Here is a 24955-nt window from a genome sequence, read left to right as displayed (position 1 = left end):
TGTCCCGCCTCACTCCGGGGCCCGGGCGGGCCGGAATCGCACATGTCATCGTACGATGACATCAATCGCTGACATCGTGCGTAGCCGAACAGGAGGAGCCGGCCGTGGAACCTGACCGGACAAGGGCCCCATGGAAGGAACGGGCCCTGGTGCCCGTGCTGGTGTCGGTCGGGATGCTGGTGGCGATCATCAGCAGCCTGGGCGCGCCGCTGATCCCGACCATCGCCCGGGTCGACCATGTCTCCCTGGAGCTGGCCCAGTGGTCCCTGACGGTGACGATGCTGGTCGGCGCGGTCGTCACCCCGCTGATGGGGCGGCTGGGGGACGGGCCGCACCGGCGCCGGGTGATCCTCGGCGGGCTGGTGCTGACGCTCGTCGGCAGTCTGCTGGCGGCGCTGCCGACGGGCTTCGCCGGGCTGCTCACGGGGCGGGCGCTGCAGGGCGTCGGCATCGCGCTCACCCCGCTGACCATGGCCACCGCCCGTGACGCGCTGCCCGCGGTGAAGGCCCGGCACACGGTCGCGACCCTCTCGCTGACCGCCGCCGCCGGCGTGGGCCTCGGCTACCCGCTCACCGGCGTCCTCGCCCGGTATCTGGGCCTGCACGCCGGATTCTGGTTCGCCGCCCTCGCCTCGGCGCTCGCGCTGGCCGCCCTGGCCGTGGTCCTTCCGGCGTCGCCGCCCCGGCCGAAGCACCCGCTGGACGTCACCGGGGCGCTGCTGCTGGCCGCCGGCATGGCCGGGCTGCTCCTCAGCGCCACCGCGGGCGGGCGCTGGGGCTGGACCTCACCGCGGCTGATCGCCCTGGCCGGGGCGGCCGTGGTGCTGCTCGCCTGGTGGGTGGTGCACGAACTGCGCACCGAGCATCCGCTCGTCGACGTCCGCCTGGTCCGCGACCGGCCGGTGCTCGCCGCCGACCTCACCGCGGTGCTCTCCGGCATCGGGATGTACGTGATGCTGTCGATGGTGCCGCAGTACGTGCAGACGCCCCGCTCGGCGGGGTACGGCTTCGGCGCCTCGGTGGTGATCGCCGGGCTGATCCTCACGCCGTTCTCGGTGGCCAGCATGGTCTCCGGCCGGCTGGTGCGGCTCGCCTCGCGCTCCGTCTCCCCGGGCCGGATGCTGCCGCTGGGCTGTCTGATCTGCCTGGCCGGCACGGCGCTGTTCACCTGGGTGCGGGGCGGGCTGTGGGAGGCGTTCGTCGCCATGGGGCTCATCGGTCTGGGCGCCGGGGTGACGGTGTCCGTGATGCCCGCGCTGATCGTGGGCGCGGTCCCGGCGCACGAGACCAGCAGCGCGCTGAGCTTCAACCAGGTCGTGAAGTACATCGGTTACTCCGCCGGCAGCGCGCTGACCGCGGCGGTGCTCGCGGGCCACCCCGGCACCGGCGGGCTGCCCGCCGCGAGCGGCTACCGGGCGGCCGGTCTCGTCGGCTGCGGGTTTTGGGTGGTCACCGCCCTCGCCGGATATCTGCTGGTCCGCGGCGGGTCCGGGCGGGCGACATCCGGTTCCCCGAGGACGGCGCCGGCCGCCGCGGCGCATAAGGTGGCGGCGGTGGAGGGTGAGCCCGCGGGGCGCAAGGATGTGGAGGCACGGCGGTGACCGGCACTCAGGAGGCGCGCCGCAGGGATTCCGCGCGCAGTCGCGAGGCGCTGCTGCGCGCGGCGAGCGAACTCTTCTCGGAACGCGGCTTCGACCGCACCACCACCCGCGACATCGGCCGCCGCGCGGGCGTCGACCCGGCGCTCATCGCCCGGTACTTCGGCGGCAAGACCCAGCTCTACCTCGCCGCCGTCGAGGCCGAACGCGGCGACGCACCGGTCAGCGACCTCCTCGCCCCGGAGCGCCTGCGGCAGGTCCTCGAAGGCGCCGCCCGCCGGGGGCTCGTCCCCATCCTCCAGGTCGGCGTCCAGCCGCTGAGCGACCCGGCGGCGCACGAGGCGGCCCGCGCCGCGCTGCACGACCGGCTGGTGGAACCGCTGCACCGCCGGTTCACGGCGGAGGGCCGGGCGCAGCCCCGGCTGCGCGCCGAGATCGTGGTCGCCGCCGTCATCGGCATCGTGCTGGGCCGCCGCTCCGGTGCGTTCGAGGAGTTGGGCGAGGTGGCGTCGGACGATCTGGCGGCGCTGCTCCAGGAGACGCTGCAGGGCGGCGGATAGCGGCCCCGGGCGCGGACGCGCCGCGGCCCCGGTGCCCGCCCGCGGGGGCAGGCGCCGGGGCCGCGGCGCATGGGGGAGTGGTTCAGCGGGTGAGGCGGATCCGGTTGAGCTGGTCCTCGCCCTGCGGGCCGGTGCCCGACTTGTCGACGACGTAGGCGGCGTTGCGGGCGATCTCGATGTGGTTCGGGTTGGCGCCGGTGGTCACGGTCCGGACGACGGTGCCCTTGCGGGGGTCGAGGAAGGAGACGGTGGCCGCGGCGCGGTTGGCGACCGCGACGGCGCCGGTGCGCGGGTCGCTCGCGACGGCGAGGGTGCCCTCGCCGGTCGGCACGGTCCGCACCACGGCGCCCTTGCGCAGATCGACGACGGAGACCGTGCCGGCCTTCTGGTCGGCGGTGTAGGCGGTGCGGCCGTCGCGGGAGAGGGCGAGCGAGATCGGGCCCTCGCCGGTGGGGATCAGCCGCGGCTGCTTCGCGCCGGGCGCCGCCTCGATGATCCGGCTGCCGTTCAGATCGGTGGCGTAGGCGGTGCCGGTGCGTTCGTTGACGGCGAGTCCGGTGGGACCGGCGCCCTCGACGGTGACGCGCTTCTTCTCCTTGTAGGTGCGGGTGTCGAACGCGACGAGCGTGCCGTCGCCGAAGCCGCTGGCCCATGCGGTGTGGTGGCGTTCGTCGACGACGACCTCGCGGGCGTGGTTGACGCCGGGCAGGGTGGCGAGGTGCTTGCCGGTGCGCTGGCTGTAGACGGCGACGGAGTTGTCGCGGGTGTTGGTGGTCCAGACGGTGTTGTGCCGGTCGTCCACGTCGATGCCGTAGACCGCCTCGACGGCGCCGGTGGCCTGGTCGGTGACGGGCGGTGCGTAGGAGGCGCGGACCGTCATCGTGCGCGGGTCCACCTTCACCAGCGCGGACTGGGTCACCGGCGGGCGGCCCACCGCGGCGGTCGCCCACAGGACGTGGTTCCGCTCGGAGTACGCGGACTGGTAAAGGCCCTTGACCAGCGGAGCCGCCGTGACGGGCGCCGCTTTGGCGGCGGCCACCGAGTGGGCGGCGGCCACCGAGTGGGCGGCGGGCGCCTGGGGTGCGGCGTGGGCGGCGCCGGTGAGGGTGAGCGTGGAGCCCGCGGCGAGGGCCACGGCGGTGGCGGCGAGCCGGCGGATGCGGAGGGGCAGTGCGGACATGCGGCGTCAGTCTCCTTGGCAGGGATGCCTTTTGGGGTGTTCGCGGAGAAGCGAGCTGGCAATAAATTAGCTTAGGCTTACCTAACTTTTGACCAGGGGTGGGTGTGGCTCGCGTCACAGGCGGACTCGGGGTGGCCTCCCGTGGGTGTGGCGCGGCGGCGAAGGTAAGGTGACCCTAAGTGTCTGGGGTGTCCGAGTGGCGCCCCGGAAGTCCGCCCGGGTGTGCGGCCGCACGGCCGCCCGCCCCCGTCACCGGAGTTCCGCCGCATGCTCGCGTCCGCGCCGCCCGAGGGCACCGCCCACCACCCGCCCCGCGTCGCCCGTCCGCAGCCGCTGCCGAGGATCGCCACCGGCCCCGTCCTGCCCGCACCGGACCGCACCGCGGAGTTCTGGGCCGCGGCGGCACGCACCGGCACCCCGCTCATCGGGCCCGACCCGGAGGGCGACACGGACCACGCCGCCGTCACCTTCCTGTGGCGCGGCACCCCCGCCACCTGCGCCGTCCAGGTGCTGCCCAACAAACTCACCGACCCCCGCGACCCCGGCGCGAACCTGATGGAGCGCCTGCCCGGCACCGACGTCTGGCACTGGACGCTCCGGCTGCGCCGCGACTGGTACGGCACCTACGAGTTCTGCGTCGACGAGGGCGACGGGCCCGCGCCGGACGACGCCGGCTACGGCCCCTGGCTGCGCACCCGGCGCCACCCCGATCCCTTCAACTCCCATACGCTGCCCGGTCGTTGGAGCGGCCCCGGGGTTTCCTGCGCGCGGCTGCCCGGCGCGCCGCGGGATGCGGAGTGGGAGGCGCGGCCCGGCGTCGCCCGGGGTGCCGTCACCGTGCACGACGTGCCGAGCGCCCGCCTCGGCGGCGCCCGCCGGGTCCGGCTCTACCGCCCGCCGCACACCGCGCCGGACGCCGGACTGCCGGTCCTGGTGCTGCTCGACGGGGAGCACTGGGAGCCCCGGCTCGGCCTCGCGCACCTCCTCGACAACCTCATCGCCGACGGCCGCATCCCGCCCGTCGCCGCCCTCCTCCCGGAATCCGTCGACGCCGAAACCCGCTGGCGGGAGCTGGCCTGCCGCCCGGAGTTCGTCGCCTTCCTCGACGAGGAACTGCTGCCGTGGGCCGCCGGCCGGCTCCCGCTCACCGCCGACCCGGCCCGTACGGTGATCGCCGGACAGAGCCTGGGCGGACTGACCGCGGCGTACGCGGCGCTCCTCGCGCCGCATCGGTTCGGCAACGTCCTCTCCCAGTCCGGGTCGTTCTGGTGGCCGGTCGGACCGGACGCGGAATGGCTCACCGGCCGCCTCGCCGCGATGCCCCGGCTGCCGGTCCGCTTCCGGCTCTCCTCCGGCGCCCAGGAGTGGGTGGCGCTGCCCGCCGCCCGCCGGCTGCGCGATGCGCTCGCCGCCGCCGGATACGACGACGCCACCTACCGGGAGTTCAACGGCGGCCACGACTACCTGTGCTGGCGCAGCGAACTCGCCGACGGAATCGTGGAATTGCTCGCCGACGGGCGCGAGGCGGCGGACGGGCCGCACGCATAGGGCGGCGAGCCGGGCGCCGGGCGCCGGCGGGGCGAATTCCGTTTCCCTTCCGCCGGGTTCCGTCCGCATGATGACCTCCGCGGCGGGCCCGCCGCGCCCCCGAGGCCGAGGAGATGTCATGGAGCCCTGCGCGGAGTGCGGTGCGCCGCCGGAGCCGCAATCCTGTGACGAGCTGTTCCAGGTGCTGCTCGCGCTGGACCACGGACGGCAGGAGCCGTGGGGTCCGCTGCACGGCGTCTCCGTCTCCTGCCATCTGCTCCAGCACCCCGGCCGGCTGCCCGCCGACGGCGGTGCGCGGGCGCGGGAGATGCTGCGCGCCTACCTCGACGGCGGCCTCGACGAGGTGAACCGGCTCGCGGGCCGGGCCCGCCGCGGCAACTCCCACCGGGTGCAGGGCGGGCCCGCACCGGCCGCCCGGGAGGCGGCCCGGCCGCACCGCGACGCCCCGCGGTCCGGCTTCGCCGTCACGATCCGGGACGTCGCCGTCGACGGCTCGTTCCCCGCCCACGGATTCCCGGAACGCGTCCGGGACTGGGCCGCGGCGACGCTGGAGGCGTGGGGCGACAACGGCTGAGCGACGGGCCGGGGGCCGGTCCGCGCTCGCTCCCGGCCGATGATCCCGCCGCGGCGACGGCGCCGGGGCCGAGCGGTGCCGGCCGGGGGAGGCGGACGGCGCGGCGCGCGGTGCGGCCCGCTCCTACCGGTCGAGGTCGAGGAGCTGGCGCAGCAGGTCGGCGTCGGAGCGGGAGAGCTCGCCGGCGAAGCGGGCGAGGACGGCCTGCCGGTCGGGGCGCTCGTCCAGCACGGTGCGCATCCGGCGGGCGGCGAAGCCGGCGTCGTCGGTCACCGGGGCGTAGGCGAAGGCGCGCCCGTGGCGGGCGCGGGTGAGCAGCTGCTTGGTGTGCATACGGGTGAGGATCGTCACGACGCTGCTGTAGGTCAGCTCGCCGCCGAGGCGTTCGGTGACCTCGCCCGGCGTCAGCGCGGCGCCGGCCTCCTGGAGCAGGGCGAGGATCTGGGCCTCGCGTGCGCCGTTGGGCTGCTTGGGGCCGCCGTCCGGCATCTGGGAGCCCATGGGTTTGGTCTTCCTTCCGTCATCTTCTACAGTCGTGTAGAAGTTCCACACCGGTGTAAAAGTTGGTGTGCCTCAGTGTGCCATGCGCTCACGCCCCGGCAGAAGCCTGTCCGGGCACGGACGCGCGGCCGGAAAGGATCCGCGGTGCCGTTGGCCCTCAACCCGCTGGACGCCGCCTCCCTGCTGACCGCGTTCGGCACCGCAGGCGTCTTCCTGGTCATGTTCGCCGAGACCGGACTGCTGATCGGCTTCTTCCTGCCCGGGGACTCGCTGCTGTTCACCGCCGGGCTGCTGGCCTCCGGCACGGCGGGCAAGGGCGTGCACCTGCCGCTCACCGGCGTGCTGCTCGCCGCCGCGGCCGGGGCGCTGCTCGGCGCCCAGACCGGCTACTGGATCGGCCGCCGCGCCGGCGGAGCCCTGCTGCGGCGGACCGGGAACCGGCATCTGACCGAGGGCGTGGCGCGCGCCGAGGACCTGCTCACCCGCTACGGTCACGGCAAGGCCGTCGTCCTGGCCCGCTTCCTCCCCGTCGTGCGCACCGTGCTCAACCCGCTCGCCGGAGTGGTCCGCGTGCCCGCCCGCACCTTCGCGCTGTGGCAGGTCACCGGCGGTCTGGTGTGGACGGCGGGGCTGGTCCTCGCCGGGTACGCGCTCGGCGCCACCGTCCCCGATGTCGACCACTACCTCCTCCCCTTGATCGCCGCGATCGTCGCCGTCTCGCTGCTGCCTCTCGCGAGGGAGCTGCTGCGTGCCCGGCGCCGGGCCGCGGCGCCGGCCGGGCCGTCCCGGGAGACCACCGAATGAAGATCACGTTCCTGATCCACAACGTGTACGGCATCGGCGGCACGATCCGCACCACGCTCAACCTGGCCGCCGCGCTCGCGGAGCGGCACGAGGTGACCGTCGTGTCGATGCTGCGCCACCGCGCCCGGCCCCGGTTCGCCGTCGACCCGCGGGTGCGGATCGTCCCCCTCGTCGACCTGCGCGAGGACGCGGGCGACGCCGCCGACCCGCGGCTGCGCCGGCCCGCCGAGGTCTTCCCGGGCGCCGAGCGGCGCCACAAGCAGTACAGCGTCCTGACCGATGTGCGGGCGCAGGAGTATCTGCGCACCAGCGACGCGGACGTACTCATCGGCACCCGGCCCGGCATCAACGTCTACCTGGCCCGCTTCGGCCCGCCCGGCGCGCTGCGGATCGCGCAGGAACACCTCACGCACGACACCCACACCAAGAAGCTGCGCACCCAACTGGCCCGCCACTACCGCGACCTGGACGCGGTGGTCACCACGACCGAGGCCGACGCCGCCGTCTACCGGCGGAAGATGCGGCTGCCGGGCGTACCGGTGCTGGCCGTGCCCAACAGCGTGCCGGACCCCGGCCTGCCCCTGGACGGCGAGCGCGCCCCGGTGATCGCCGCCGCCGGACGCCTGGTCCGCGCCAAACGGTTCGACCTGCTCATCGAGGCCTTCGCGCCCCTCGCCGCCGCGCACCCCGACTGGCGGCTGCGGATCTACGGCACGGGCGCCGACCGCGAACGCCTTCGGCGACTGATCGAGGAGCAGGGGCTGCGGGGCCGCGCGGAGCTGATGGGGCCGGTCTCCCCGATCGAGGGCGAGTTCGTGAAGGCGTCGATCGTCGCCTCCGCCTCCGACGCCGAATCGTTCGGCATGACGCTGGTCGAGGCGATGCGCTGCGGCACCCCGGTCGTCTCCACCGACTGCCCGCTCGGCCCCGCCGAGATCATCACCGACGGCGTCGACGGCCGTCTGACCCCCGTCGGGGACAAGGCGGCGCTGGCCGCCGCCCTGGGCGAGCTGATCGCCGATGAGGCGGCCCGCCGCACGATGGGCCGGGCCGCGGCCCGCACCGCGGCCGAGCGCTACGACCCCGCTCAGGTGGCCCGCGCCTACGAGGAGTTGTTCACCGCGCTGGCCGGCACCCGGCGCTCCCGTGCCTGGCGGCGCCGCACGGCCCGCTGGCGGACCGGCGCGGGCCGGGCGCTGCGCCGCCTGCGCGGCTGACACCCCTTGGGGGATCACTCCGTGCCGAGCAGCGTGGCGACGGCCGCGCGGGCGTGGCGGGCCGGGGCCGGGTCGCCGCTGATGCCGGCCGTCACGATGGCGCCCTCGGCGAGGAGGAAGACCGGTTCGGTCACCGGCAGCCCGGTGGCGCGCACCCACTGGGCGATCTGGTCGTGGAACGCCTGCTTGTGCGACCGGACCTCGGCCCGTATCGCCTCGGACGACGCGCCGAGTTCGCCGTGGGCGTTGATCCAGGCGCAGCCGCGGAATCCGGGCTCGGCGCACCACTCGGCGAGCCAGTCGAAGACCGCGAGCACCCGCAGGCGAGGGTCGCGAACCCGCTCCACGCGGTCGGCCAGACTTCCCCGCCACCGCTGGTCACGGCGCCTGAGTACGGCGACGACGAGGTCCTCCTTCGCCGTGAAGAACCGGTAGATCCGGTTCAGCGGCAGACCGGACGCGGCGCGGACCTCGGCCATGCCGACCGCCCGGATGCCGCGCGCGTAGAAGAGCCCTTCGGCCGCGTCGAGAAGCGCTTCGCGGTCCCGGCGGCTGCGTTCCTCGGTGATCGGCGCGGGCATCCGGGGCTCCTTGACGTTGAGAACGAGCGTTCTCTACCTTAGCTCCCGCCGATGGAGAACGATCGTTCTTCACCTTGAGGAGGCCGCAGTGCCGGAAGACCGCCCGCCCCGCCCGCCGTTCACGCAGGAGACCGCCCTGCGGAAGGTCCAGGCCGCCGAGGACGCCTGGAACACCCGCGACCCCCACCGGGTGGCGCAGGCCTACACCCCGGACTCGGTGTGGCGGAACCGGGACACGTTCCTCACCGGCCGCGCGGAGATCGTCGCCTTTCTGACGCGCAAGTGGGAGCGCGAACTCGACTACGCGCTGCGCAAGAGCCTCTGGTCGTTCCACGGGAACCGGATCGCCGTCCGCTTCCAGTACGAGTGCCGCGACCCGCAGGGCCAATGGTGGCGCAGTTACGGCAACGAGCAGTGGGAGTTCGACGCGCACGGCCTGATGCGACGCCGCGAGGCGAGCATCAACGACCTCGCCATCACCGAGGCCGACCGGCGCATTCACGGCCCGCGGCCCGAGGCGGAGCACGGGATCGACCTGCCGGTCCGGTAGCGCCCGGGAGCGGGCGGCGGCGTCAGGCGAGAGCGGGGTCGGCCAGGTCGAGGCGGAGCAGGTTTCCCCAGTCGTTGCGGCAGACGGCGACCGTGCCCTCGTGGCGCACGCCCACGAACGGGTTGGAGCGCTCCATCACGATCACCCACCGCAGCGAGCGGCCGGCGTCGAGCCGGGCGAGATGGCCGACGTTGCCCATGCCGCTGCCACCGCCGCACAGCCATCCCGAGCCGTCCGGCAGCGCGCTCTCGAAGTACGGGTCGGCCTCGCAGGTGCCGTACTCCTCGATCAGACGGGCCACCTCGACCGGCCCGCCGAGGCGGAACGGGATCGGCTGCCCGGCGTCCGGGTGGTAGCGCCCGGGACCCTCGGCATGCACCGCCAGGCCGGTGCCGTCCGCCCGGTGGAGCGCGTCGCCGAACGGCATCTCCCCGGCCGCCCACAGCCGCGCGACCGCCCCCACCGCTCCGCCCCGCCGTCCCGTCCGCATGAACGCGAGTCTACGGAGGCGTCATACGGACCGCCGTCCCGGCGCAGCCGGGTCCTGTACCGCGCAGGCCGCCGCCCAGCCGCCGGGGACCGGGACATCGGTGAGCGTGAAGCCCGGGACCTGTGCCGGGCGCGGGCCGCAGCCCAGGTGGCGGCCGTGCAGCGCGGCGCCGGACAGGCCCTCGCCGGTCGCCTTGAGGTAGGCCTCCTTCCGCGTCCAGCAGCGGGCGAAGGCGGCCGGGCGGGCGTGCTCGGCCAGCCGTGCCAACTCCGCCCGCTCGGCCGGGTGCAGGGCGGCCGACGCATCGGCCGCCACCCGGGCCGCGGGGACGCGCTCCACATCGACGCCGATCGGCGCGGACGCCAGGCCCAGCAGCGCCAGGCCGTCGCCGTGCGCGAGCGAGAAGTGCACCGCCCCGCCCGCCACCGCCGGCCGCCCGTGCGGACCGCCGCACCCCGGACACGCCAGCCGGACCAGCTCCACCGCCTCCGGCGCCATGCCCAGCAGCCCGCCCAGCACCCGGCGCAGCTCCGCGTGGACGGCGACGTACAGCACACGGTCGGCCGGGCGGCGCAGCGCCGCGGCCCGGCGCCGCTCCCGTGCGTCCAGCAGCGCCGCGGCGTCCGCATCGTGCGCCTGCGCCGTGACGAGACGCAGCCACGGGCCCCGCGCCAACTCCGCGGCGCGGGGACCGGGGCCGCCCGCCCGTGCGAGGTCCGGCGCGGGGCCCGCGGGCGTCATCCGGGGGTGCCCGTCAGGCGCGGGGCGAGCACGGCGGCGATCGCGTCCAGTTGCGTCTCCCGCATCAACTGCGGGTGGGTGCAGTCCAGATCGTGGTTGACGATCCGGCCACGGACGTGCGGGCGCCAGGCCTCGCGGGTCAGCCAGTCCTCCGCGCGCGGCGCCGCCGCGGTGAAGAACACCACGTCACCGTCGAAGCGGCGGTGGCGGTGGGCGCGCATCATCCGGGCGTGGTGCGGCACGATGTCGACGATCCGGGAGAGCGTGTGATCGCCCAGGCCGGCGAGCGGGCTGCCCGCCCTCCGCAGCGTCGCCAGCACGTCCTCGCGACCGCGCTCGTCCGTCCGGTCGAAACCGGCCATCCGCAGCACCGCGGTGAGCGCGTCGCCCTCCTCCGGCGCGGGCCGCTCGCGCCACTGCTCGGCCGGGAACGCGTCCAGCAGCGCCAGCAGTTCGACCTCCTCGCCCGCCTCCTGGAGCAGCACCGCCACGGTGTGCGCGAGGATCCCGCCGACCGACCAGCCCAGCAGCCGGTACGGGCCGTGCGGCTGGACGGCCCGCAGCTCGCGGACGTATCCGGCGGCCTGGGTCTCCAGGTCCGGCGGGAGCGGCCCGTCGTCGAGCAGTCCGCGCGCCTGGATGCCGTACAGCGGCTGGTCCGGGCCGAGCCGCGCGGACAGGCCCGCGTAGCACCAGGACAGGCCGCCCGCCGGGTGGAAGGCGAACAGCGGGGGCCTCTCGCCCTCGGTGCGCAGCGGCAGGACGACGTCGAGCGCGTCGCCCGCGGCGGGTGCCGCCGTCGCCAGCCGGGCGGCGAGGGCCGCCGGGGTCGGCGCCTCGAAGAGCGAACCGATGGTCAGCTCCGCGCCGCACTCCTCCCGGACCCGCGCCACCAGCCGCACCGCCAGCAGCGAGGTGCCGCCGAGGTCGAAGAAGGCGTCGTCGGGCCCGGCGTCCGCCACGCCCAGGACCTCGGCGAACAGCCGGGTCACCGCCGCCTCCTGCGCGCTCGCCGGGCGGCGGGCCGCGCCGCTGCCGCCGAACACCGGCGCGGGCAGCGCCGCCCGGTCCAGCTTGCCGTTCGGGGTCAGCGGGAACGCGTCGAGCGCGACGACCGCCGCCGGAACCATGTGCTCCGGCAGCGCCGCCGCCAGCTCCGCCCGGACGGTGGCCGGATCCGCGCCGCCGGTCACATAGCCGATCAGCCGCTGCTCGCCCGCGCCGTCCTCGCGGACCAGCGCACAGGCGCCGTCCACGCCGGTCCGGGCGGTGAGCGCCGCCTCGATCTCGCCCAGTTCGATGCGCTGGCCGCGGAGTTTGACCTGGTGATCGGTGCGGCCGAGGTACTCCACCTCGCCCGCCGCCGTCCAGCGCGCCAGATCGCCGGTGCGGTACATCCGCTCGCCCGGCGCCCCGAACGGGTCGGCGGTGAAGCGCTCCGCGGTCAGCTCCGGACGGTTCAGATATCCGTCGGCCAACTGCCGGCCGGCCAGGAAGAGTTCACCGGGAACGCCGGGCGGGCAGGGCTGCCGCGCCGCGTCCAGGACGTACAGCCGGGTGTTCCACACCGGCCGCCCGATCGGCACCGGACCGTCGCCGTCCGCCGCACAGGCGTGGTACGAGACGTCGACGGCGGCTTCCGTCGGCCCGTAGAGGTTGTGGAGCGCGGCGCCCGGCAGCGTCCGGGCGAAGAGCGTCGCCGTCTCGCGGGGCAGCGCCTCGCCGCTGGCGAAGACCTGCCGCAGCGCGGTGCAGCCGGCCGCCTGCGGCGCCGCCAGGAAGACCTGGAGCATCGACGGGACGAAATGGCAGGTGGTGACCGACCGTTCGGTGATCAGCCGGGCCAGCCGGACCGGATCCTTGTGCACCCCGGGCTCCGCCACGACCAGCGCCGCGCCCTGGCGCAGCGGCCAGAAGAACTCCCACACCGACACGTCGAACGACGACGGCGTCTTCTGGAGGACGCGGTCCCCGGCGCCGAGCGGATAGGCGTGCTGCATCCACCGCAGCCGGTTGTCGATCGCCCGGTGGGACACCACCACGCCCTTGGGGCGGCCGGTCGAGCCGGAGGTGTAGATGACGTACGCCGGGTGCGACGGGGTGAGCGCCCGCGCCGGATTGACCGGCAGGTGCCCGGAGACGTCGAGGGTGTCCAGCGCGACCAGCGGCGTTCCCGCGTCGGACGGCAGCCGCCCGGCGCGGTCGGTGAGGGCGCAGACCGGCGAGGCGTCCTGGAGCATGTACGTCAGCCGCTGCGCCGGGTAGTCCGGATCGAGCGGCAGATACGCGGCGCCCGACTTGAGGACCGCCAGCAGCGCGACCACCAGCTCCACCGAGCGCGGCACGGAGACCGCGACCAGCTTGCTGGGCCCGGCGCCGAGGCCCTGGAGGTGCCGGGCGAGCCGGTTCGCGCGGGCGCTCAGCTGCCCGTACGTCAGCGCCGTGTCGCCGAAGACCAGCGCGGTGGCGTCCGGCGTGCGGGCCGCCTGCGATTCGATCGGCCCGATCAGGGTGGTCGGCGGCACCTGGTGGCCGGTGCGGTTGAACTCGTCGATCACCAGGGCGTGTTCGGCGGGCGTGGCGACGGTGTGGCCGGCGAGCGGCTGCTGCGGGTCGGTGGCGGCGAGCCGCTCCAGAAGGGTCAGGAACCGTTCCTGATGCCCGGCGAGCGCATCACCGTCGTACAGCGCCGGATTGCCGTCGTGGTCGATGCGGAGACCACGGCCGTCGGCCCGGTCGTAGACGTTGACGGTCAGATCGTCGACGGGACCGGCGGAGAGGTTCCGGGCCCGCGCCGGGGCGCCCGCGAATTCGGCGCCGTAGTCGAACGGCATGACGTTGACCAGCGGCCCCACCAGGCCGCGCGCCTCGCCGAGCAGCCCCAGATCGCGCCGGATGTCCTCGTAGCGGTAGCGCTGGTGGCGGCGGGCCTCGCGGACGGCGAGCACCACCTGCCGCACCAGCTGCGCGAACGTCGCCTCGGGGGTGACGGTCAGCCGGAGCGGCAGCACGTTCATCACCATCCCGGGCACCCGCAGCGCCACCGAGCCCAGCCGGCCCATCATCGGCAGGCCGAGGACCACGTCCGCGCGGTCGCAGGCGCGGGAGGTGTACAGCGCCTGCGCGGCGACGAGCACGTCCGGCCAGGTCGCGCGGAGTCCGGCGGCCAGCTCCCGCAGCCGCTCGGTCGCCTCAGGGGACAGGTGCGCGGTGGTGCGCAGGAAGGTGCGCGAGGGGAGCGCGCCGCGCCCGGCGAGCCGCGGCGCCTCCGGGCGGTCGGCGAACGCGGTCCGCCAGTGGTCGCGGTCGGCGGCGTACGCCTCGGAGCCGCGGTACTCCGCGTCCTGCGCGACGAGATCGGCGAGCGCCCCGAAGGCGCGCGGGCCCGGCTCCTCGCCCCGGGCCAGCGCGGAGTACACCTCGGCGGTGCGGCGCACCAGCAGCGAGTAGCCGTAGCCGTCCATGACGAGATGGTGGATGCGCTGGTACCACAGCCACCGCTCGTCGCCGGTGCGGAAGAGGGCGTGCCGGAACGGCGGTCCGGCGGCCAGATCGCACGGCTTCGCCAGATCGGCGCGCATCCACGCCTCGGCCTCGGCGTCCGCGTCGGCCGCACCGCGCAGATCGTGCACGGACAGCGGGAGTTCGACCGCCGGCAGCAGGCGCTGCCGCGGCCCGTCCGGGGTGTCGGTGACGCGCACCCGCAGCGCGTCGGTCTCGGCGGTGACGTGGCGCAGCGCGGCGGCGAACAGCTCCGGGTCGAGCGGCCCGGCGATCTCCAGGCACTCCGCGGTGTTCTGCGCCGGGCTGAGCGGATCGAGGGCCTGCGCGTACCACATGCCCGACTGGGCCGCGGTCAGCGGCAGTTGGACCTCGGCGCCGTCCTCGGGAGGAGAGGGCGCGACGATGGTGAGCGGGGTGGTCATCCGACCCCCAGCAGCGGTGCCCAGGCCTCGATGGCGGGGGCCTCGGCGAGATCGGCGAAGCCCGCGTCCACGCCGTGGTCGCGGCGCCAGCGCTCCAGCAGCGCCATGATGCGGACCGAGTCCAGGCCGTAGTCGAGGAGGTTCTCGTCGACGGGGATGTCCGCCGGGTCCTCGCCGAGGGCGTCGGCGACGTCGGCGCGGATCGTCTCCAGGGTGAGTGCCATCGCTCAGATCTCCTTGAGCAGGTCGTCGGTGCAGGTCACGACCGCGCAGCGGCCGGCGGCCCAGCGCAGGGCCATATCGTGGTCGGCGCGGGAGAAGTCCGCGACGGCGTCGGCGACGACGAACGCCCGGATGTCGCGCATCCAGGCGTCGCACGCCGTCATCAGCACGCCGATGTGCGCGTACACCCCGACGATCACCAGCTGGTCGCGTCCGGCCTCGCGCATCCGCCGCTCCAGATCGGTGCGGACGAAGGCGCTGTACTTCCACTTGGTCAAGACGGTGTCGTCCGGCTCCGGGGCGACCTGGTCCGGGACGGCGAGCTTCGCCGGGTCGTCGGCGACGCCCGGGCCCCAGAAGTCGAGCTGGAGACCGCGCTCCTCGGGCGTCTGCCCGCCGCGCTGGGCGGAGTAGACGACGGGCACCTTGCGCCCGCGGAAGGCGGCGAGCAGCCGGGCGGTGTTGCCGAGCATCCCGGTCAGCGGCTGCTCACCGGCCGGGTACGCGCCGAGGAAGTGCTGCTGGAGGTCGTGGACGAGGACCACGGCGCGCGCCGGGTCGACGGTCCAGGCGACCCGGTTTTCGGGCAGCTCCTCGGGGGACGGCAGCGGATAGGGGGCGATGGCGGGAAGTGCCATGGTGGACGGGCCTTTCAGTGCTGCTCGGTGGGGGCCGCGGCGGAGCGCAGGCCGTTCTTGCTGACCTTGCCGACCCCGGTCTGCGGGAAGGCGTCCACGAACTCCACGAGATCGGGGACCTTGTAGTCGGCGACGCCCGCCTGCCGGACGTGCCGCTTGATCGCGACCGGCTTCAGCGGTTCGGCGCCCGCGCGCAGGATCACGTACGCCAGCGTCCGCTCGCCCAGATACTCGTCGGCGACCGCGACGACGGAGACGTCGTGGACGGCCGGGTGGCCCAGGACGATGTTCTCGATCTCCTCCGGCGCGACCTTCTCGCCACCCCGGTTGATCTGGTCCTTCGCCCGGCCCTCGACGACGAGATGCCCGGTCGGGGTGCGGCGCACGATGTCGCCGGTGCGGTAGAAGCCGTCCGCGGTGAAGGCCCGCGCGTTGTGCTGCGGGGCGCGCCAGTAGCCGCGGATGGTGTACGGGCCGCGGGTCAGCAGATGGCCGAACTCGCCGTCGGGGACGTCCTCGTCGGCGTCGTCCACGATCCGGATCTCGTCGTCGGGGGAGATCGGCAGGCCCTGCGTGGTGACCACGGTCTCCGGATCGTCGTCCAGCCGGGTGTAGTTGACCAGCCCCTCGGCCATGCCGAAGACCTGCATCAGCCGGCAGCCCAGCGCCGGCTCCAGGCGCCGCGCCGCGGCCACCGAGAACTTCGCGCCGCCGACCAGCAGCAGCTCCAGGCTGGACAGATCGTGCTCCGAGCCGGGGCCCGCCTCGGTCCACACCAGCGCCAGCGGCGGCACCAGCCCCGTCATCGTGATCCGCTCCTGAGCGATCAGCGGGAACGCGGTCGCCGGATCGGGCCGCGGACAGAGCACCACCGTGCCGCCCGCGTACAGCACGCCCAGCCAACCGGGCGACGACATCGGGAAGTTGTGCGCGGCGGGCAGCGCGACGAGGAAGCGGGTGTCCTCGTCCACCCCGCAGATCTCGTTGGAGCCCCACAGCGAGTAGCCGTAGTCGTCGTGGGTGCGGGGGATGAGCTTGGGGACGCCGGTGGTGCCGCCGGACAGCTGGAGGAAGGCCAGCTCGTGCGGCTCGGGCCCGTCGAGCGGTCCCGGCGGATCGCACGGCACCTCGGCGAGCGCGGTGTGCTCGCCCGGCTCCCCGGCGACGAAGACGTGCCGCAGCGCCGGCGCCTGCTGCTTGACCCGCGAGGCGAGCGCCCGGTGGTCGTAGCCCGCGTGCCGGTCGGGGATGACGTACGCGACCGCCTCCGCGAACGTGCAGAAGTAGGTGATCTCCGTGTCGCGGTGCGCCGGGAGCGCGTAGACCGGCAGCGCGCCGATGCGGAACAGCGCGAAGACGACGACCAGGAACTCCCCGACGTTCGGGAGCTGGACGACGACCCGGTCGCCCTTGGCGATGCCGCGGGCGGCGAACCCGGCGGCCATCCGGTCGGCGGCCTCGTCCAGCTCGCGGTAGGTCCAGGTGCGGCGCTCGGGCGCCGGGTCGATGAGGGCGGTGCGGTCGGGGTGGGCTGTGGCGCGGTCGCGGAGCACGGCGCCGAAGGTCTCCCCGCGCCAGTAGCCGGCCGCGCGGTAGCGGTCCGCGAACTCGGCAGGCCAGGTGGGCGCGTCGAGTCCGGGCGTGGTGGCGAGCGGGGCGGTCACAGGGCGGCTCCCACGGCGCCGAGGAAGGTACGGAACTTCGCGCCGGTCTCGGCGGTCTCCGCCTCCGGCGAGGAATCGGCGACCACCCCCGCGCCCGCGAAGAGCCGCAGCGCCCGGCCCTCGGCCTCGGCGCAGCGGATGGTGACGACCCATTCGCCGTCGCCGTCCGCGTTCTGCCAGCCGACCATGCCGGTGTACGGGCCCCGGTCGAACGGCTCGGCGGCGGCGATCACCTCGCGCGCCAGCGGCGTCGGGGTGCCGCACACCGCGGGCGTCGGGTGGAGGGCGGACGCCAGCTCCAGCGCGCACACCTCGGGGTCGGCGAGTTCGCCGGTGACGGTCGTCGACAGGTGCCACATCGCCGCCGTGCGCACCAGCGTGGGCCGCTCGGGCACCTCCAGACGGGTGCAGTACGGCGCCAGCGCGGCGCGGACCGCGTCCACCACGACGGCGTGTTCGTGCAGGTCCTTGGGGGATTCCAGCAGTGCGGCGGCGCGCCGTACGTCCTCGGCGAGGTCGGCGCTGCGGGGCGCGGAGCCGGCCAGCGGGTTGGCGGTCAGCCGGCCGCCGGTGCGGGAAAGAAGGAGTTCGGGGCTGGCGCCGACGAGGGTGCGGCCGGGGCCGCTGGGGACGGCGAAGGTGTAGCCGGACGGGTCACGGCGGGCCAGCCGCTGCACCATCGAGGGCAGATCCAGCTCATGACGGGAGGTCAGCTCGACGGTGCGGGCCAGGACGACCTTGTCGAACTCCCCGGCCCGCATCCGCGCGACGGCGGCGGCGACGGCCGCGCCGTACACCGCGGGCTCCGGCACCTCCCGTATCTCCCAGTCGGCGGCCCGCTCCGGGCCGGGGGCGGGCAGCGCGACCAGCGGGTCCTTGCGCAGCGGCGGCGCCCAGGCCACGGAGGCGGGCACGGCCAGCGCGGGCGGGCCGTCCGGGTCGAACGGCAGCGCGCCGATCACGACCGGCGACGGGGTGCCCGCGGCGCGCCGCTCCCGCAGCGTCTCGCGGACCCGCTGATACACCGGTCTGGAATCGTGCGGGACGTCGGCGAGGGTGCCGCGCCCCAGCAGGGTGTGGCGGGGCGTGCCGAGGAAGCGGTCCGTGCCGGCGCGGTAGGCGTCGAGCAGGGCGGTGGCCTCGCCCGGGGTGACCACGGGCGCGGTGCGGGGTTCGCTCAGGGAAGCGGGCATGGCGGTCTCCAGGAAGGGGGGAGCAAGGAGGGGAGCGGTGCGCGGGTGCGGGCCGGCGCGGCGGCCCGCACCCGGCTCATCAGGCGCGCAGCGTGGCGCCGCCGTCGACGTACAGGTCGTGCAGCGTGATGTGGCGGGCACGGTCGGACACCAGGAAGGCGACGGCCTCGGCGATGTCGGACGGGTCGGCGATGCGGCCCAGGGGGATGCCGGTGCGGTGGGCCGTGAGGTCGCCCTCGATGATGTGGCGGGCGGCGGTCTCCGCGTCCTGGCCGGACGCGGTCCACATGGCGCGCTGCATGTCGGTGAGGGTCGAGCCGGGGGAGACGGTGTTGCAGCGCACGCCGTGCGCGGCGACCTCCAGCCCCAGGCACTTGGTGAACATCACCGCCGCCGCCTTGGACGCGGCGTACGCGGCCATCCCGGCGCGGGGGATGCCCGCCGCGTTGGAGGCGACGGTGACGAGGCTGCCGCGGCCGCGGGCGGTCATCCGGCGGGTGACGGCCCGTGAGACATGCATGACGCCGTCGGTGTTGACGGCGAACGTCGCCGCCCAGTCCGCATCGGTCAGCTCGGCGACGGGCGCGCCGCGCAGCACGCCGGCGACGTTGACGGCGATGTCGATCGGCCCGGCGCTCTCCTCGGTCTCGGCGACGAGCGTGTCCACGGCGGCGGCGTCGGTGACGTCCAGCGCGCGGGCGGTGATCCGTTCCGCGTACGGCCGGGCCGCCGCGGGGAGTTCCCCGGGGGCCAGGTCGGTGGCGACGACACGGGCGCCGCGGGCGGCGAGGGCCGCGGCGACGGCGGCGCCGATGCCCCGCCCGGCGCCCGTCACGAGGGCGAGGCGGCCGTCGAGTTCGGGTGCGGCGCTCACTTCACCATCGCCTTGCGGATGTCGTCGAGGACGGAGACGGCGGCCTGCGGCCCGCCCAGGCTGGTCCACTTGGAGCCGTCGATGACGGTGGCGTGGTCGTCGCGGACGGCGTTCAGCTGGCGGTAGGCGGGCTTCTGGGTCAACTTCTTGAGCAGCGAGGACTCCGAGCTGCCCGGGTCGAGGGTGCCGATGAACAGCCAGTCGGCGTCGATCTCCTTGAGGTTCTCCTCGCTGAGCGGCGTGGAGTGGCCCTTGCCCGGCTGCGCCTGGATGCCGGGCCGCTTGAAGCCGAGGTCGCCGAGGACGTCGCCGATGAAGACGCCCTGCTGCATGACGGCGGTGCCCTTGGCGGAGTAGCGGGCCACCGAGACCGAGGCGCCGGCGCGCGAGCCGAGGTCCTTCTTGAGCGCGGCGGCCTTGCCGTCGTAGTCGTCGAGGAACTTCTCGGCCTGGTTGGTCCGGCCCAGGGCCTTGCCGGTCAGCTCCAGCGACGTGCGCCAGCTCTTGTCGGCGCCGATGGTCACCACGGTCGGGGCGATGGTGCGCAGCTGCTTGAGGACCTGCTTGTCGGCGAGTTGACCGGCGAGGATGACGTCCGGCTTCGCCTGGACGACCTTCTCGATGTCGGGCCCGGTCACGGCGCCGACGACGGGTATTCCCTGCGCCTTGCCGGCCAGGTAGGCGGGGGCGCCCTTCTGGCCGCGGCCCGCGGTCAGGCCGACGGGCTTGACGCCGAGGGTGAGCGCTGCGTCCAGGTCCATCTCGCTGAGCGCCACCACGCGCTCGGGGGCGGCGGGTACGGAGACGGCGGTGCCGGTCGCGTCGGTCACCTCGGTGGTGCGGCCCTTCGCGGCGCCGGACGCGGAGTCCGAGGAGCCGCAGGCGGTCAGCGTGAGCGCGCAGGCGGCGAGCGTCGCGACGGCGGCGGTGGTGCGGAAGGGTCTGAGGGCGGGGGTGGGCGCCATGGCCTGGTTCTCCGTAGGGGGTGCGTCGGTGGCGGAAAAGCGGGTGTCCGAGCGGTATGCGGCGTAGGGGTACGCCGAGTTCGTCCGCTTTCGGGCATGCGGGGAACCGCTCCGCAAAAATCCCGGAGCGATCGATTTAGGTTAGGCTAACCTCATGTTGATTGCGCAAGAGGGGCGGCCGGACGGCACCGGGAACCGCCCCGGCGAACCCCTCACACCGGGTCACCGCCCCCTCCGCCGGGCCGCGCTCGCGCTCACCGTCGTCCTGCCGGCCCTGGCCGTGCTCTCCCTGGTCATCGGCACCGGCCACAGCTCCGCCGCCGACGCCTGGCACTTCCTCACCGGCGATCCGGCCGCCCGCGCCGACACCCAACTGCGCCTGGCCGTACTGGACGTACGGCTGCCGCGGACCCTCGCCGCCCTCTTCGTCGGCGTCTGCCTCGGCGTCTCCGGCTGTCTGCTCCAGGCGGCGACCCGCAATCCGCTGGCCGAAACCGGACTGCTCGGCGTCAACTCCGGCGCCGCCTTCGCCGTCGTCCTCGGCCTCACCTTCTTCGGCGCCACCTCGCCCACCGCCCTGATGGGCTGGGCGCTGGCCGGCGGACTGGCCGCCAGCGCCGTGGTCCTGCTGCTCGCCGCCTCCGGCCGCACCGCCGGATCCCCGCTGCGCCTGGTCCTCACCGGCACCGCCATCGGCGCCACCTTCCACGGCCTGACCTCGTACGTCCTGCTCGGCACCCAGTCGACGTTCGACACCTACCGCTACTGGACGATCGGCTCGCTGGCCGGCGTCGAAGCCGCCGATCTGCTGCCGCTCACCGCTCCGGCGGCCGTCGGGCTGCTCGTCGCGTTCGGCTGCGCCCGCCCGCTCTCGGCGCTCGGCCTCGGCGACGACAGCGCCCGCTCGCTCGGCCACCACCCGGGCCGCATCCGCCTCGCGGTGGCCGCCGCCGTCTCCCTCCTCGTGGGCTGCGCGGTCGCCGTCGCCGGGCCGATCGCCTTCCTCGGCCTGCTCGCGCCGTACGCCGCCCGCGCCGTCGCCGGGCCCCGGCTCACCGCCCAACTCGCCCTCTCCGCGCTGGTCGCCGCCGCCGTGATGCTCCTCGCCGACATCCTGGCCCGCGTCGTCATCCGCCCCTGGGAGACACCGGTCAGCGTGCTGCTCGCCTTCGTCGGCGGACCGCTGCTCGTCTGGATCGCCCGCTCCTCGCGCCTGTCCACCGCCGGAGCGTCCGCATGAGCGCACCGCACACCACCGGGGCACCGGCCCCACGCGCCCGGGTCGAGCTGCCGGACACCACCGTCCTGCGCACCGGCACCCTCTCCTGGCTCTTCCCGCGCCGCGGCGCGCTGGCGGCGGCGCTCCTCGTCCCGCTGCTCGCCGTGCTCATCGCGCTGTCCGTGACGGCGAGTTCGACGGGGATGAGCCTGTCGCAGACGCTCGGCGGGCTCCTGGGCACCGGCGACGCCGGAACGGTCATGGTCGTCCGGGACTTCCGGCTGCCGCGCGTCCTGGTGGGCCTCATGGTCGGCGCCGCGCTCGGCATCGCCGGCTGCCTCACCCAGACCCTGGCCGGCAACCGCCTCGCCACCCCCGATCTGATCGGCGTCAACGAGGGCGCCACCGCCGCGGTCGTCGCCGCCGCGGCCGGATCGGCCACCGGCATGATCGGCGACTGGTGGCTCGGCCCCTTCGGCGCCGTCGCCGCCGCGGCCCTCGTCGTCCTCTGCGCGGGCGGCGCGGGCACCGCCGGATACCGCGTGCTGGTCGTCGGCATCGGCGTCTCCACCACCATCGGCGCCGTCAGCGATCTGCTGATGTCCCGCGAGAACGACAACACCGCGGGCGGCGTCTTCCTCTGGGCCGTCGGCAGCCTCAGCGGCCGCGACTGGAGCGCCGGGACCCCGCTGCTGATCGCCCTGACCGTCCTCGTCCCGCTGGCCCTCGCCTCCGGGCACCGGCTGCAACTGCTGCGCTTCGACGACGACATGGCCGCCGCGCTCGGCGTCGAACTGCGCCGGGTGCGGGGCGCCGCCCTCGCGCTGGCCGTGGCGCTCGCCGGGGTCGCGGTCGGCGTCGGCGGGCCCATCGCCTTCGTCGGCCTCGCCGCGCCCGTCCTCGCCCAGCGGATGGCCGGGCCCACCCGCGTCCCGGTGGTCTGCTCGGCGCTGACCGGCGCCGCCCTCGTCGTCGCCGCCGATGCGCTCGGCCGCGTCATCGCCCCCGTCGAACTGCCCGTCGGCGTCGTCACCAGCGTCCTCGGCGGCCCCTTCCTGCTGTGGGTCCTCTTCCGCGCGGACCGCCCCGCCCGAAAGGACTGACCATGACCGACCAGCCGACACCCGCCCCCGGCCTGGAGATCCGCGAGCTGCACGCGGGCTACCCCGGCCGCCCCGTCGTGCGGGACGTCTCCCTCACCGTGTCCGCCGGGCAGGTCGCCGCGATCGTGGGCCCCAACGGCTGCGGCAAGTCCACCCTGCTGCGCGCCGCCGCCCGGCTGCACACCCCGGACTCCGGCACCGTGCACGCCGACGGCGCCGACATCTGGGCGCTGGGCCGCCGCCGCGCCGCCCACCGCATCGCCCTGCTCCCGCAGTCGCCCCGCGCCCCCGAGGCGGTCACCGTCGCCGGACTCGTCCGCTACGGCCGCCACCCCCACCAGGGGCTGCTGCGCCAGTGGTCACGGGAGGACGAGACGGCCGTCCGCGAGGCGCTGGAGGCGACCGGCACCACCGCACTCGCCGCCGAACGCCTCGACCGGCTCTCCGGCGGCCAGCGTCAGCGCTGCTGGCTGGCGATGGTCCTCGCCCAGCGCACCCCGGTCGTCCTGCTCGACGAACCCACCAGCGCCCTCGACCTCGGCCACGCCGTCGACGTCCTCGCGCTCGTCCGCGAGGTGGCCGCCGCCGGCCGCACCGTCGTGATGGTCCTCCACGACCTGGCCGCCGCCGCCCGCTACGCCGACACCGTCGTCGCCATGAAGGACGGCCGCGTCGTCGCCCAGGGCGCCCCGCCCGAGGTCGTCGACGCGGCGCTGGTCAAGGAGGTCTACGGGCTGGACGCCGACATCCTGCCGGCCCCGGGCGACGGCGCGCCGGTCGTCGTGCCCCGCGCGCCCGCACCGCGAGCGGCGTCCGCACCGGCCGGCTGACGGTGTGTGCGGTGCGGGGCGGCAGACGCACGCCGCCCCGCACCCCCGCCGGACCGCGCCCGGCCAGGTCGCGTTCCGCGGTTCCAGGGGATGGCCCGGCCCTGCTCCGGCCGGCCGCCGGGTCAGCGGGGACCGGCCAGGACCTCCGCCGCGGCGACGCCGGAGGCGGCCGTCGCACCGTGCGTGAACAGCCGGACCGCCCCGGGCACATCCGCCCCGGGCAGCCCCATCTCCACCACGACCGCGTCCGGCCGCGCCGCGACGAGCGCGGCGAGCGCCTCGGCCATCCAGCCGTGCCGGGCGGCGTCGCGCACCACCACGACCAGCTGCCGCCCGGCGGCCGGGGCCAGCGCCTGCTCCTCCAGCACGCCGGGGCGCCCGGTCAGTTCCTGACGGGGGATCCGTACGGACGTGGTGCCGGGCAGCCGCTCGCGCAGCGGCGCGCCGACGCCCCACGGCGTCTCGTTGCCGATCGCGAGGTTGGTGGACGGCACCAGCTCCACCACGTGCGCCGGTCCGGCCAGCGGCAGCACCCCGTCGCCCGCGCCGCTGACCCGCAGGGCGCGCCGCGCGGCGACGAAGCCGATGTCGCGGCTGACCGGGTCGGCGGGCACCGAGCGGCGCAGCCCGGCCGACCAGCGCGCGAACTCACCGACCCGGTCGGCCGCCTCGGCCAGCCGCTCCTCGGGCAGCCTGCCCGACGCGGCGGCGGCGACCAGCGCGCCGACCAGCAGCTCCGCGGTGTCCTCCCCGGCGTTCTCGCCGCCCACGCAGAGCGCGTCGGCGCCCGCCGCGACGGCCCGCACCGCGGCGCCGTCGATCCCGTAGAGCCCGGTGACCGCGCCCATCTCGATGGCGTCGGTGACGATCAGTCCGTCGAAGCCCAGCTCGCCGCGGAGCAGGTCGACGAGGATGCGGCGGCTGAGCGTGGCGGGCACCTGAGGGTCGTAGGCGGGGACCAGGAGGTGGGCGCTCATGATCGCGCGGACGCCGGCGTCCAGCGCGGCGCGGAACGGCGGCAGCGCCTGCGCCGCTATCTCCTCGACGGTGGCGTCGTAACTGGGCAGCCCGTGGTGGGAGTCGATGGCGACGTCGCCGTGGCCGGGGAAGTGCTTGGCGCACGCGGCGACCCCGGCGGACTGGAGCCCGCGCACCCAGGAGGAGGCGTGCCGGGAGACCACCTTGGCGTCGACGCCGAACGACCGGACGCCGATGATCGGGTTGTCCGGGTTGGAGTTGACGTCGACGCTGGGCGCGTAGTCCAGGCTCACCCCGGCGGCGTGCAGCTGACGGCCCAGGTCCCGGGCGACGGCCTCGGTCAGCTCGGTGTCGTCGACGGCGCCGAGCGCGAAGTTGCCCGGCCGGGTGGCGCCGGTCGCCGCCTCCAGGCGGGTGACGTCGCCGGCCTCCTCGTCGATGGCGATGATCAACTCGGGATTCTCCGCGCGTAGTTGCGCCGCGAGCTGCGCCACCTGTTCCACGCCGGTGATGTTCCGGGTGAACAGCACCACCGAGGAGAGTCCCTCGCCGATGGCGCGCAGGATCCACGGGGGCGCCACGGTGCCGGTGAACCCGGGCTGGAGGACGGAGAGGGCGAGCCGCCGCAGTTCCTTGCTGTGCATGTTGGAGGACATCGACCGGCCTTCCGGGTAGTGCCGACACATCGCCACGGTGTTCATTGGTACAGGCCAATGGATATTGGCCTGTACCAATTGCCGATGTCAAGGATGCCCGCTGCCGTATCCGGTGACTACCGCCGTGTCGTCCCGCATCCGTTTCCGCGTCCCGCGGCCGCCCGCCGCCCCTTCGGGGCGAGGCCTCGACAGCACCTCAACGGCCGTTCAACCGCCGTTCGTTGACGCCGCGTCGAATACCGGGCAAGTGTTGACATGCCGCCGTGGTCTAGTCCAGTTTGGTGGGACGCGAGTGAAACAAGGGGCGGATGTGACTCGCCCCGGGCAGCGCGGCAGACCGCCG

The 24955-nt window shown here is 75.1% G+C and carries 23 protein-coding genes; 10 read left to right on the top strand and 13 right to left on the bottom strand.

Features of this window, described 5'->3' with window-relative positions; genetic code table 11:
- Positions 1–149: 149 nt before the first annotated feature.
- Positions 150–1601, top strand: coding sequence for an MFS transporter (locus tag ABT345_RS08725; protein ID WP_345087550.1), 1452 nt, complete (start codon positions 150–152; stop codon positions 1599–1601).
- Positions 1598–2158 carry a TetR/AcrR family transcriptional regulator gene (locus tag ABT345_RS08720; protein WP_345087548.1) on the top strand — a complete coding sequence of 187 codons (561 nt, stop codon included), beginning with the start codon at positions 1598–1600 and terminating at the stop codon, positions 2156–2158. Before ABT345_RS08725 ends, ABT345_RS08720 begins: the two co-directional genes overlap by 4 nt.
- Before the next feature lie 82 nt (positions 2159–2240).
- Here ABT345_RS08720 and ABT345_RS08715 read toward each other — a convergent pair whose 3' ends face one another.
- Complete coding sequence (locus ABT345_RS08715; protein WP_345087546.1) at positions 2241–3338, bottom strand: YncE family protein; 1098 nt, start codon at positions 3336–3338, stop codon at positions 2241–2243.
- Positions 3339–3605: 267 nt separating this feature from the next.
- On the opposite strand from ABT345_RS08715, the gene fes reads away from it, so the two are divergent.
- Positions 3606–4886, top strand: a complete 1281-nt coding sequence (gene fes, locus ABT345_RS08710; protein WP_345087544.1) for an enterochelin esterase — start codon at positions 3606–3608, stop codon at positions 4884–4886.
- A gap of 118 nt (positions 4887–5004) precedes the next feature.
- On the top strand, positions 5005–5460 hold the full coding sequence (locus tag ABT345_RS08705; RefSeq protein ID WP_345087542.1) for a DUF5946 family protein: 456 nt from the start codon (positions 5005–5007) through the stop codon (positions 5458–5460).
- 123 nt (positions 5461–5583) lie between these two features.
- Here ABT345_RS08705 and ABT345_RS08700 read toward each other — a convergent pair whose 3' ends face one another.
- Positions 5584–5961 (bottom strand): BlaI/MecI/CopY family transcriptional regulator, encoded by a 378-nt coding sequence (locus tag ABT345_RS08700; RefSeq protein WP_345087540.1) that lies wholly within the window; start codon positions 5959–5961, stop codon positions 5584–5586.
- A 144-nt stretch (positions 5962–6105) separates the two neighbouring features.
- Here ABT345_RS08700 and ABT345_RS08695 point away from each other — a divergent pair, with 144 nt between their 5' ends.
- Both ABT345_RS08695 and ABT345_RS08690 read left to right on the top strand, forming a co-directional pair.
- Positions 6106–6765 (top strand): DedA family protein, encoded by a 660-nt coding sequence (locus ABT345_RS08695; protein ID WP_345087537.1) that lies wholly within the window; start codon positions 6106–6108, stop codon positions 6763–6765.
- The gene (locus ABT345_RS08690) at positions 6762–7982 is read left to right on the top strand and encodes a glycosyltransferase family 4 protein (protein ID WP_345087535.1); all 1221 of its coding nucleotides are present in this window, start codon (positions 6762–6764) and stop codon (positions 7980–7982) included. The genes ABT345_RS08695 and ABT345_RS08690 overlap by 4 nt, the downstream gene beginning before the upstream one ends.
- A gap of 14 nt (positions 7983–7996) precedes the next feature.
- Here ABT345_RS08690 and ABT345_RS08685 read toward each other — a convergent pair whose 3' ends face one another.
- The gene (locus tag ABT345_RS08685; protein ID WP_345087533.1) at positions 7997–8563 is read right to left on the bottom strand and encodes a TetR/AcrR family transcriptional regulator; all 567 of its coding nucleotides are present in this window, start codon (positions 8561–8563) and stop codon (positions 7997–7999) included.
- A gap of 88 nt (positions 8564–8651) precedes the next feature.
- Here ABT345_RS08685 and ABT345_RS08680 point away from each other — a divergent pair, with 88 nt between their 5' ends.
- A complete protein-coding gene (locus tag ABT345_RS08680; RefSeq protein WP_345087531.1) occupies positions 8652–9113 on the top strand; it encodes a nuclear transport factor 2 family protein in 462 nt (153 codons plus the stop codon).
- A gap of 22 nt (positions 9114–9135) precedes the next feature.
- Here ABT345_RS08680 and ABT345_RS08675 read toward each other — a convergent pair whose 3' ends face one another.
- From ABT345_RS08675 to ABT345_RS08635, 9 genes are all read right to left on the bottom strand, one after another.
- The gene (locus ABT345_RS08675; RefSeq protein WP_345087529.1) at positions 9136–9603 is read right to left on the bottom strand and encodes a hypothetical protein; all 468 of its coding nucleotides are present in this window, start codon (positions 9601–9603) and stop codon (positions 9136–9138) included.
- 21 nt (positions 9604–9624) lie between these two features.
- Positions 9625–10344, bottom strand: a complete 720-nt coding sequence (locus tag ABT345_RS08670) for a 4'-phosphopantetheinyl transferase family protein (protein ID WP_345087527.1) — start codon at positions 10342–10344, stop codon at positions 9625–9627.
- A complete protein-coding gene (locus tag ABT345_RS08665; RefSeq protein ID WP_345087524.1) occupies positions 10341–14270 on the bottom strand; it encodes a non-ribosomal peptide synthetase in 3930 nt (1309 codons plus the stop codon). The genes ABT345_RS08670 and ABT345_RS08665 overlap by 4 nt, the downstream gene beginning before the upstream one ends.
- Complete coding sequence (locus ABT345_RS08660) at positions 14267–14494, bottom strand: phosphopantetheine-binding protein (protein WP_345087522.1); 228 nt, start codon at positions 14492–14494, stop codon at positions 14267–14269. The genes ABT345_RS08665 and ABT345_RS08660 overlap by 4 nt, the downstream gene beginning before the upstream one ends.
- Before the next feature lie 3 nt (positions 14495–14497).
- Positions 14498–15130, bottom strand: coding sequence for an isochorismatase family protein (locus tag ABT345_RS08655; protein WP_345087520.1), 633 nt, complete (start codon positions 15128–15130; stop codon positions 14498–14500).
- A 14-nt stretch (positions 15131–15144) separates the two neighbouring features.
- Complete coding sequence (locus tag ABT345_RS08650) at positions 15145–16794, bottom strand: (2,3-dihydroxybenzoyl)adenylate synthase (RefSeq protein ID WP_345087518.1); 1650 nt, start codon at positions 16792–16794, stop codon at positions 15145–15147.
- Positions 16791–17987: an isochorismate synthase gene (locus ABT345_RS08645; protein ID WP_345087516.1), complete on the bottom strand. Its 1197-nt coding sequence runs from the start codon at positions 17985–17987 to the stop codon at positions 16791–16793. The genes ABT345_RS08650 and ABT345_RS08645 overlap by 4 nt, the downstream gene beginning before the upstream one ends.
- A gap of 79 nt (positions 17988–18066) precedes the next feature.
- Positions 18067–18861 carry a 2,3-dihydro-2,3-dihydroxybenzoate dehydrogenase gene (locus ABT345_RS08640; protein WP_345087513.1) on the bottom strand — a complete coding sequence of 265 codons (795 nt, stop codon included), beginning with the start codon at positions 18859–18861 and terminating at the stop codon, positions 18067–18069.
- Positions 18858–19826, bottom strand: coding sequence for an ABC transporter substrate-binding protein (locus tag ABT345_RS08635; protein ID WP_345087511.1), 969 nt, complete (start codon positions 19824–19826; stop codon positions 18858–18860). Before ABT345_RS08635 ends, ABT345_RS08640 begins: the two co-directional genes overlap by 4 nt.
- Positions 19827–19980: 154 nt before the next feature.
- On the opposite strand from ABT345_RS08635, the gene ABT345_RS08630 reads away from it, so the two are divergent.
- Genes ABT345_RS08630 through ABT345_RS08620 form a run of 3 tightly spaced genes read left to right on the top strand, consistent with a single transcriptional unit; the run spans position 19981 to position 22978 of the window.
- Positions 19981–21066: a FecCD family ABC transporter permease gene (locus ABT345_RS08630; RefSeq protein ID WP_345087509.1), complete on the top strand. Its 1086-nt coding sequence runs from the start codon at positions 19981–19983 to the stop codon at positions 21064–21066.
- Positions 21063–22148 (top strand): FecCD family ABC transporter permease, encoded by a 1086-nt coding sequence (locus tag ABT345_RS08625; RefSeq protein ID WP_345087507.1) that lies wholly within the window; start codon positions 21063–21065, stop codon positions 22146–22148. Before ABT345_RS08630 ends, ABT345_RS08625 begins: the two co-directional genes overlap by 4 nt.
- Before the next feature lie 2 nt (positions 22149–22150).
- Positions 22151–22978, top strand: coding sequence for an ABC transporter ATP-binding protein (locus tag ABT345_RS08620; protein WP_345087505.1), 828 nt, complete (start codon positions 22151–22153; stop codon positions 22976–22978).
- A 122-nt stretch (positions 22979–23100) separates the two neighbouring features.
- Here the strand turns inward: ABT345_RS08620 and ABT345_RS08615 are convergent, their stop codons facing one another.
- Positions 23101–24612: a glycoside hydrolase family 3 protein gene (locus ABT345_RS08615; RefSeq protein WP_345087503.1), complete on the bottom strand. Its 1512-nt coding sequence runs from the start codon at positions 24610–24612 to the stop codon at positions 23101–23103.
- Positions 24613–24955 lie beyond the last annotated feature (343 nt).

This window comes from Streptomyces sp. NPDC000404, assembly GCF_040300365.1.
GTDB classification, from domain to species: domain Bacteria; phylum Actinomycetota; class Actinomycetes; order Streptomycetales; family Streptomycetaceae; genus Streptomyces; species Streptomyces ramulosus.
This window is presented reverse-complemented; position numbering and strand designations above follow the sequence as displayed.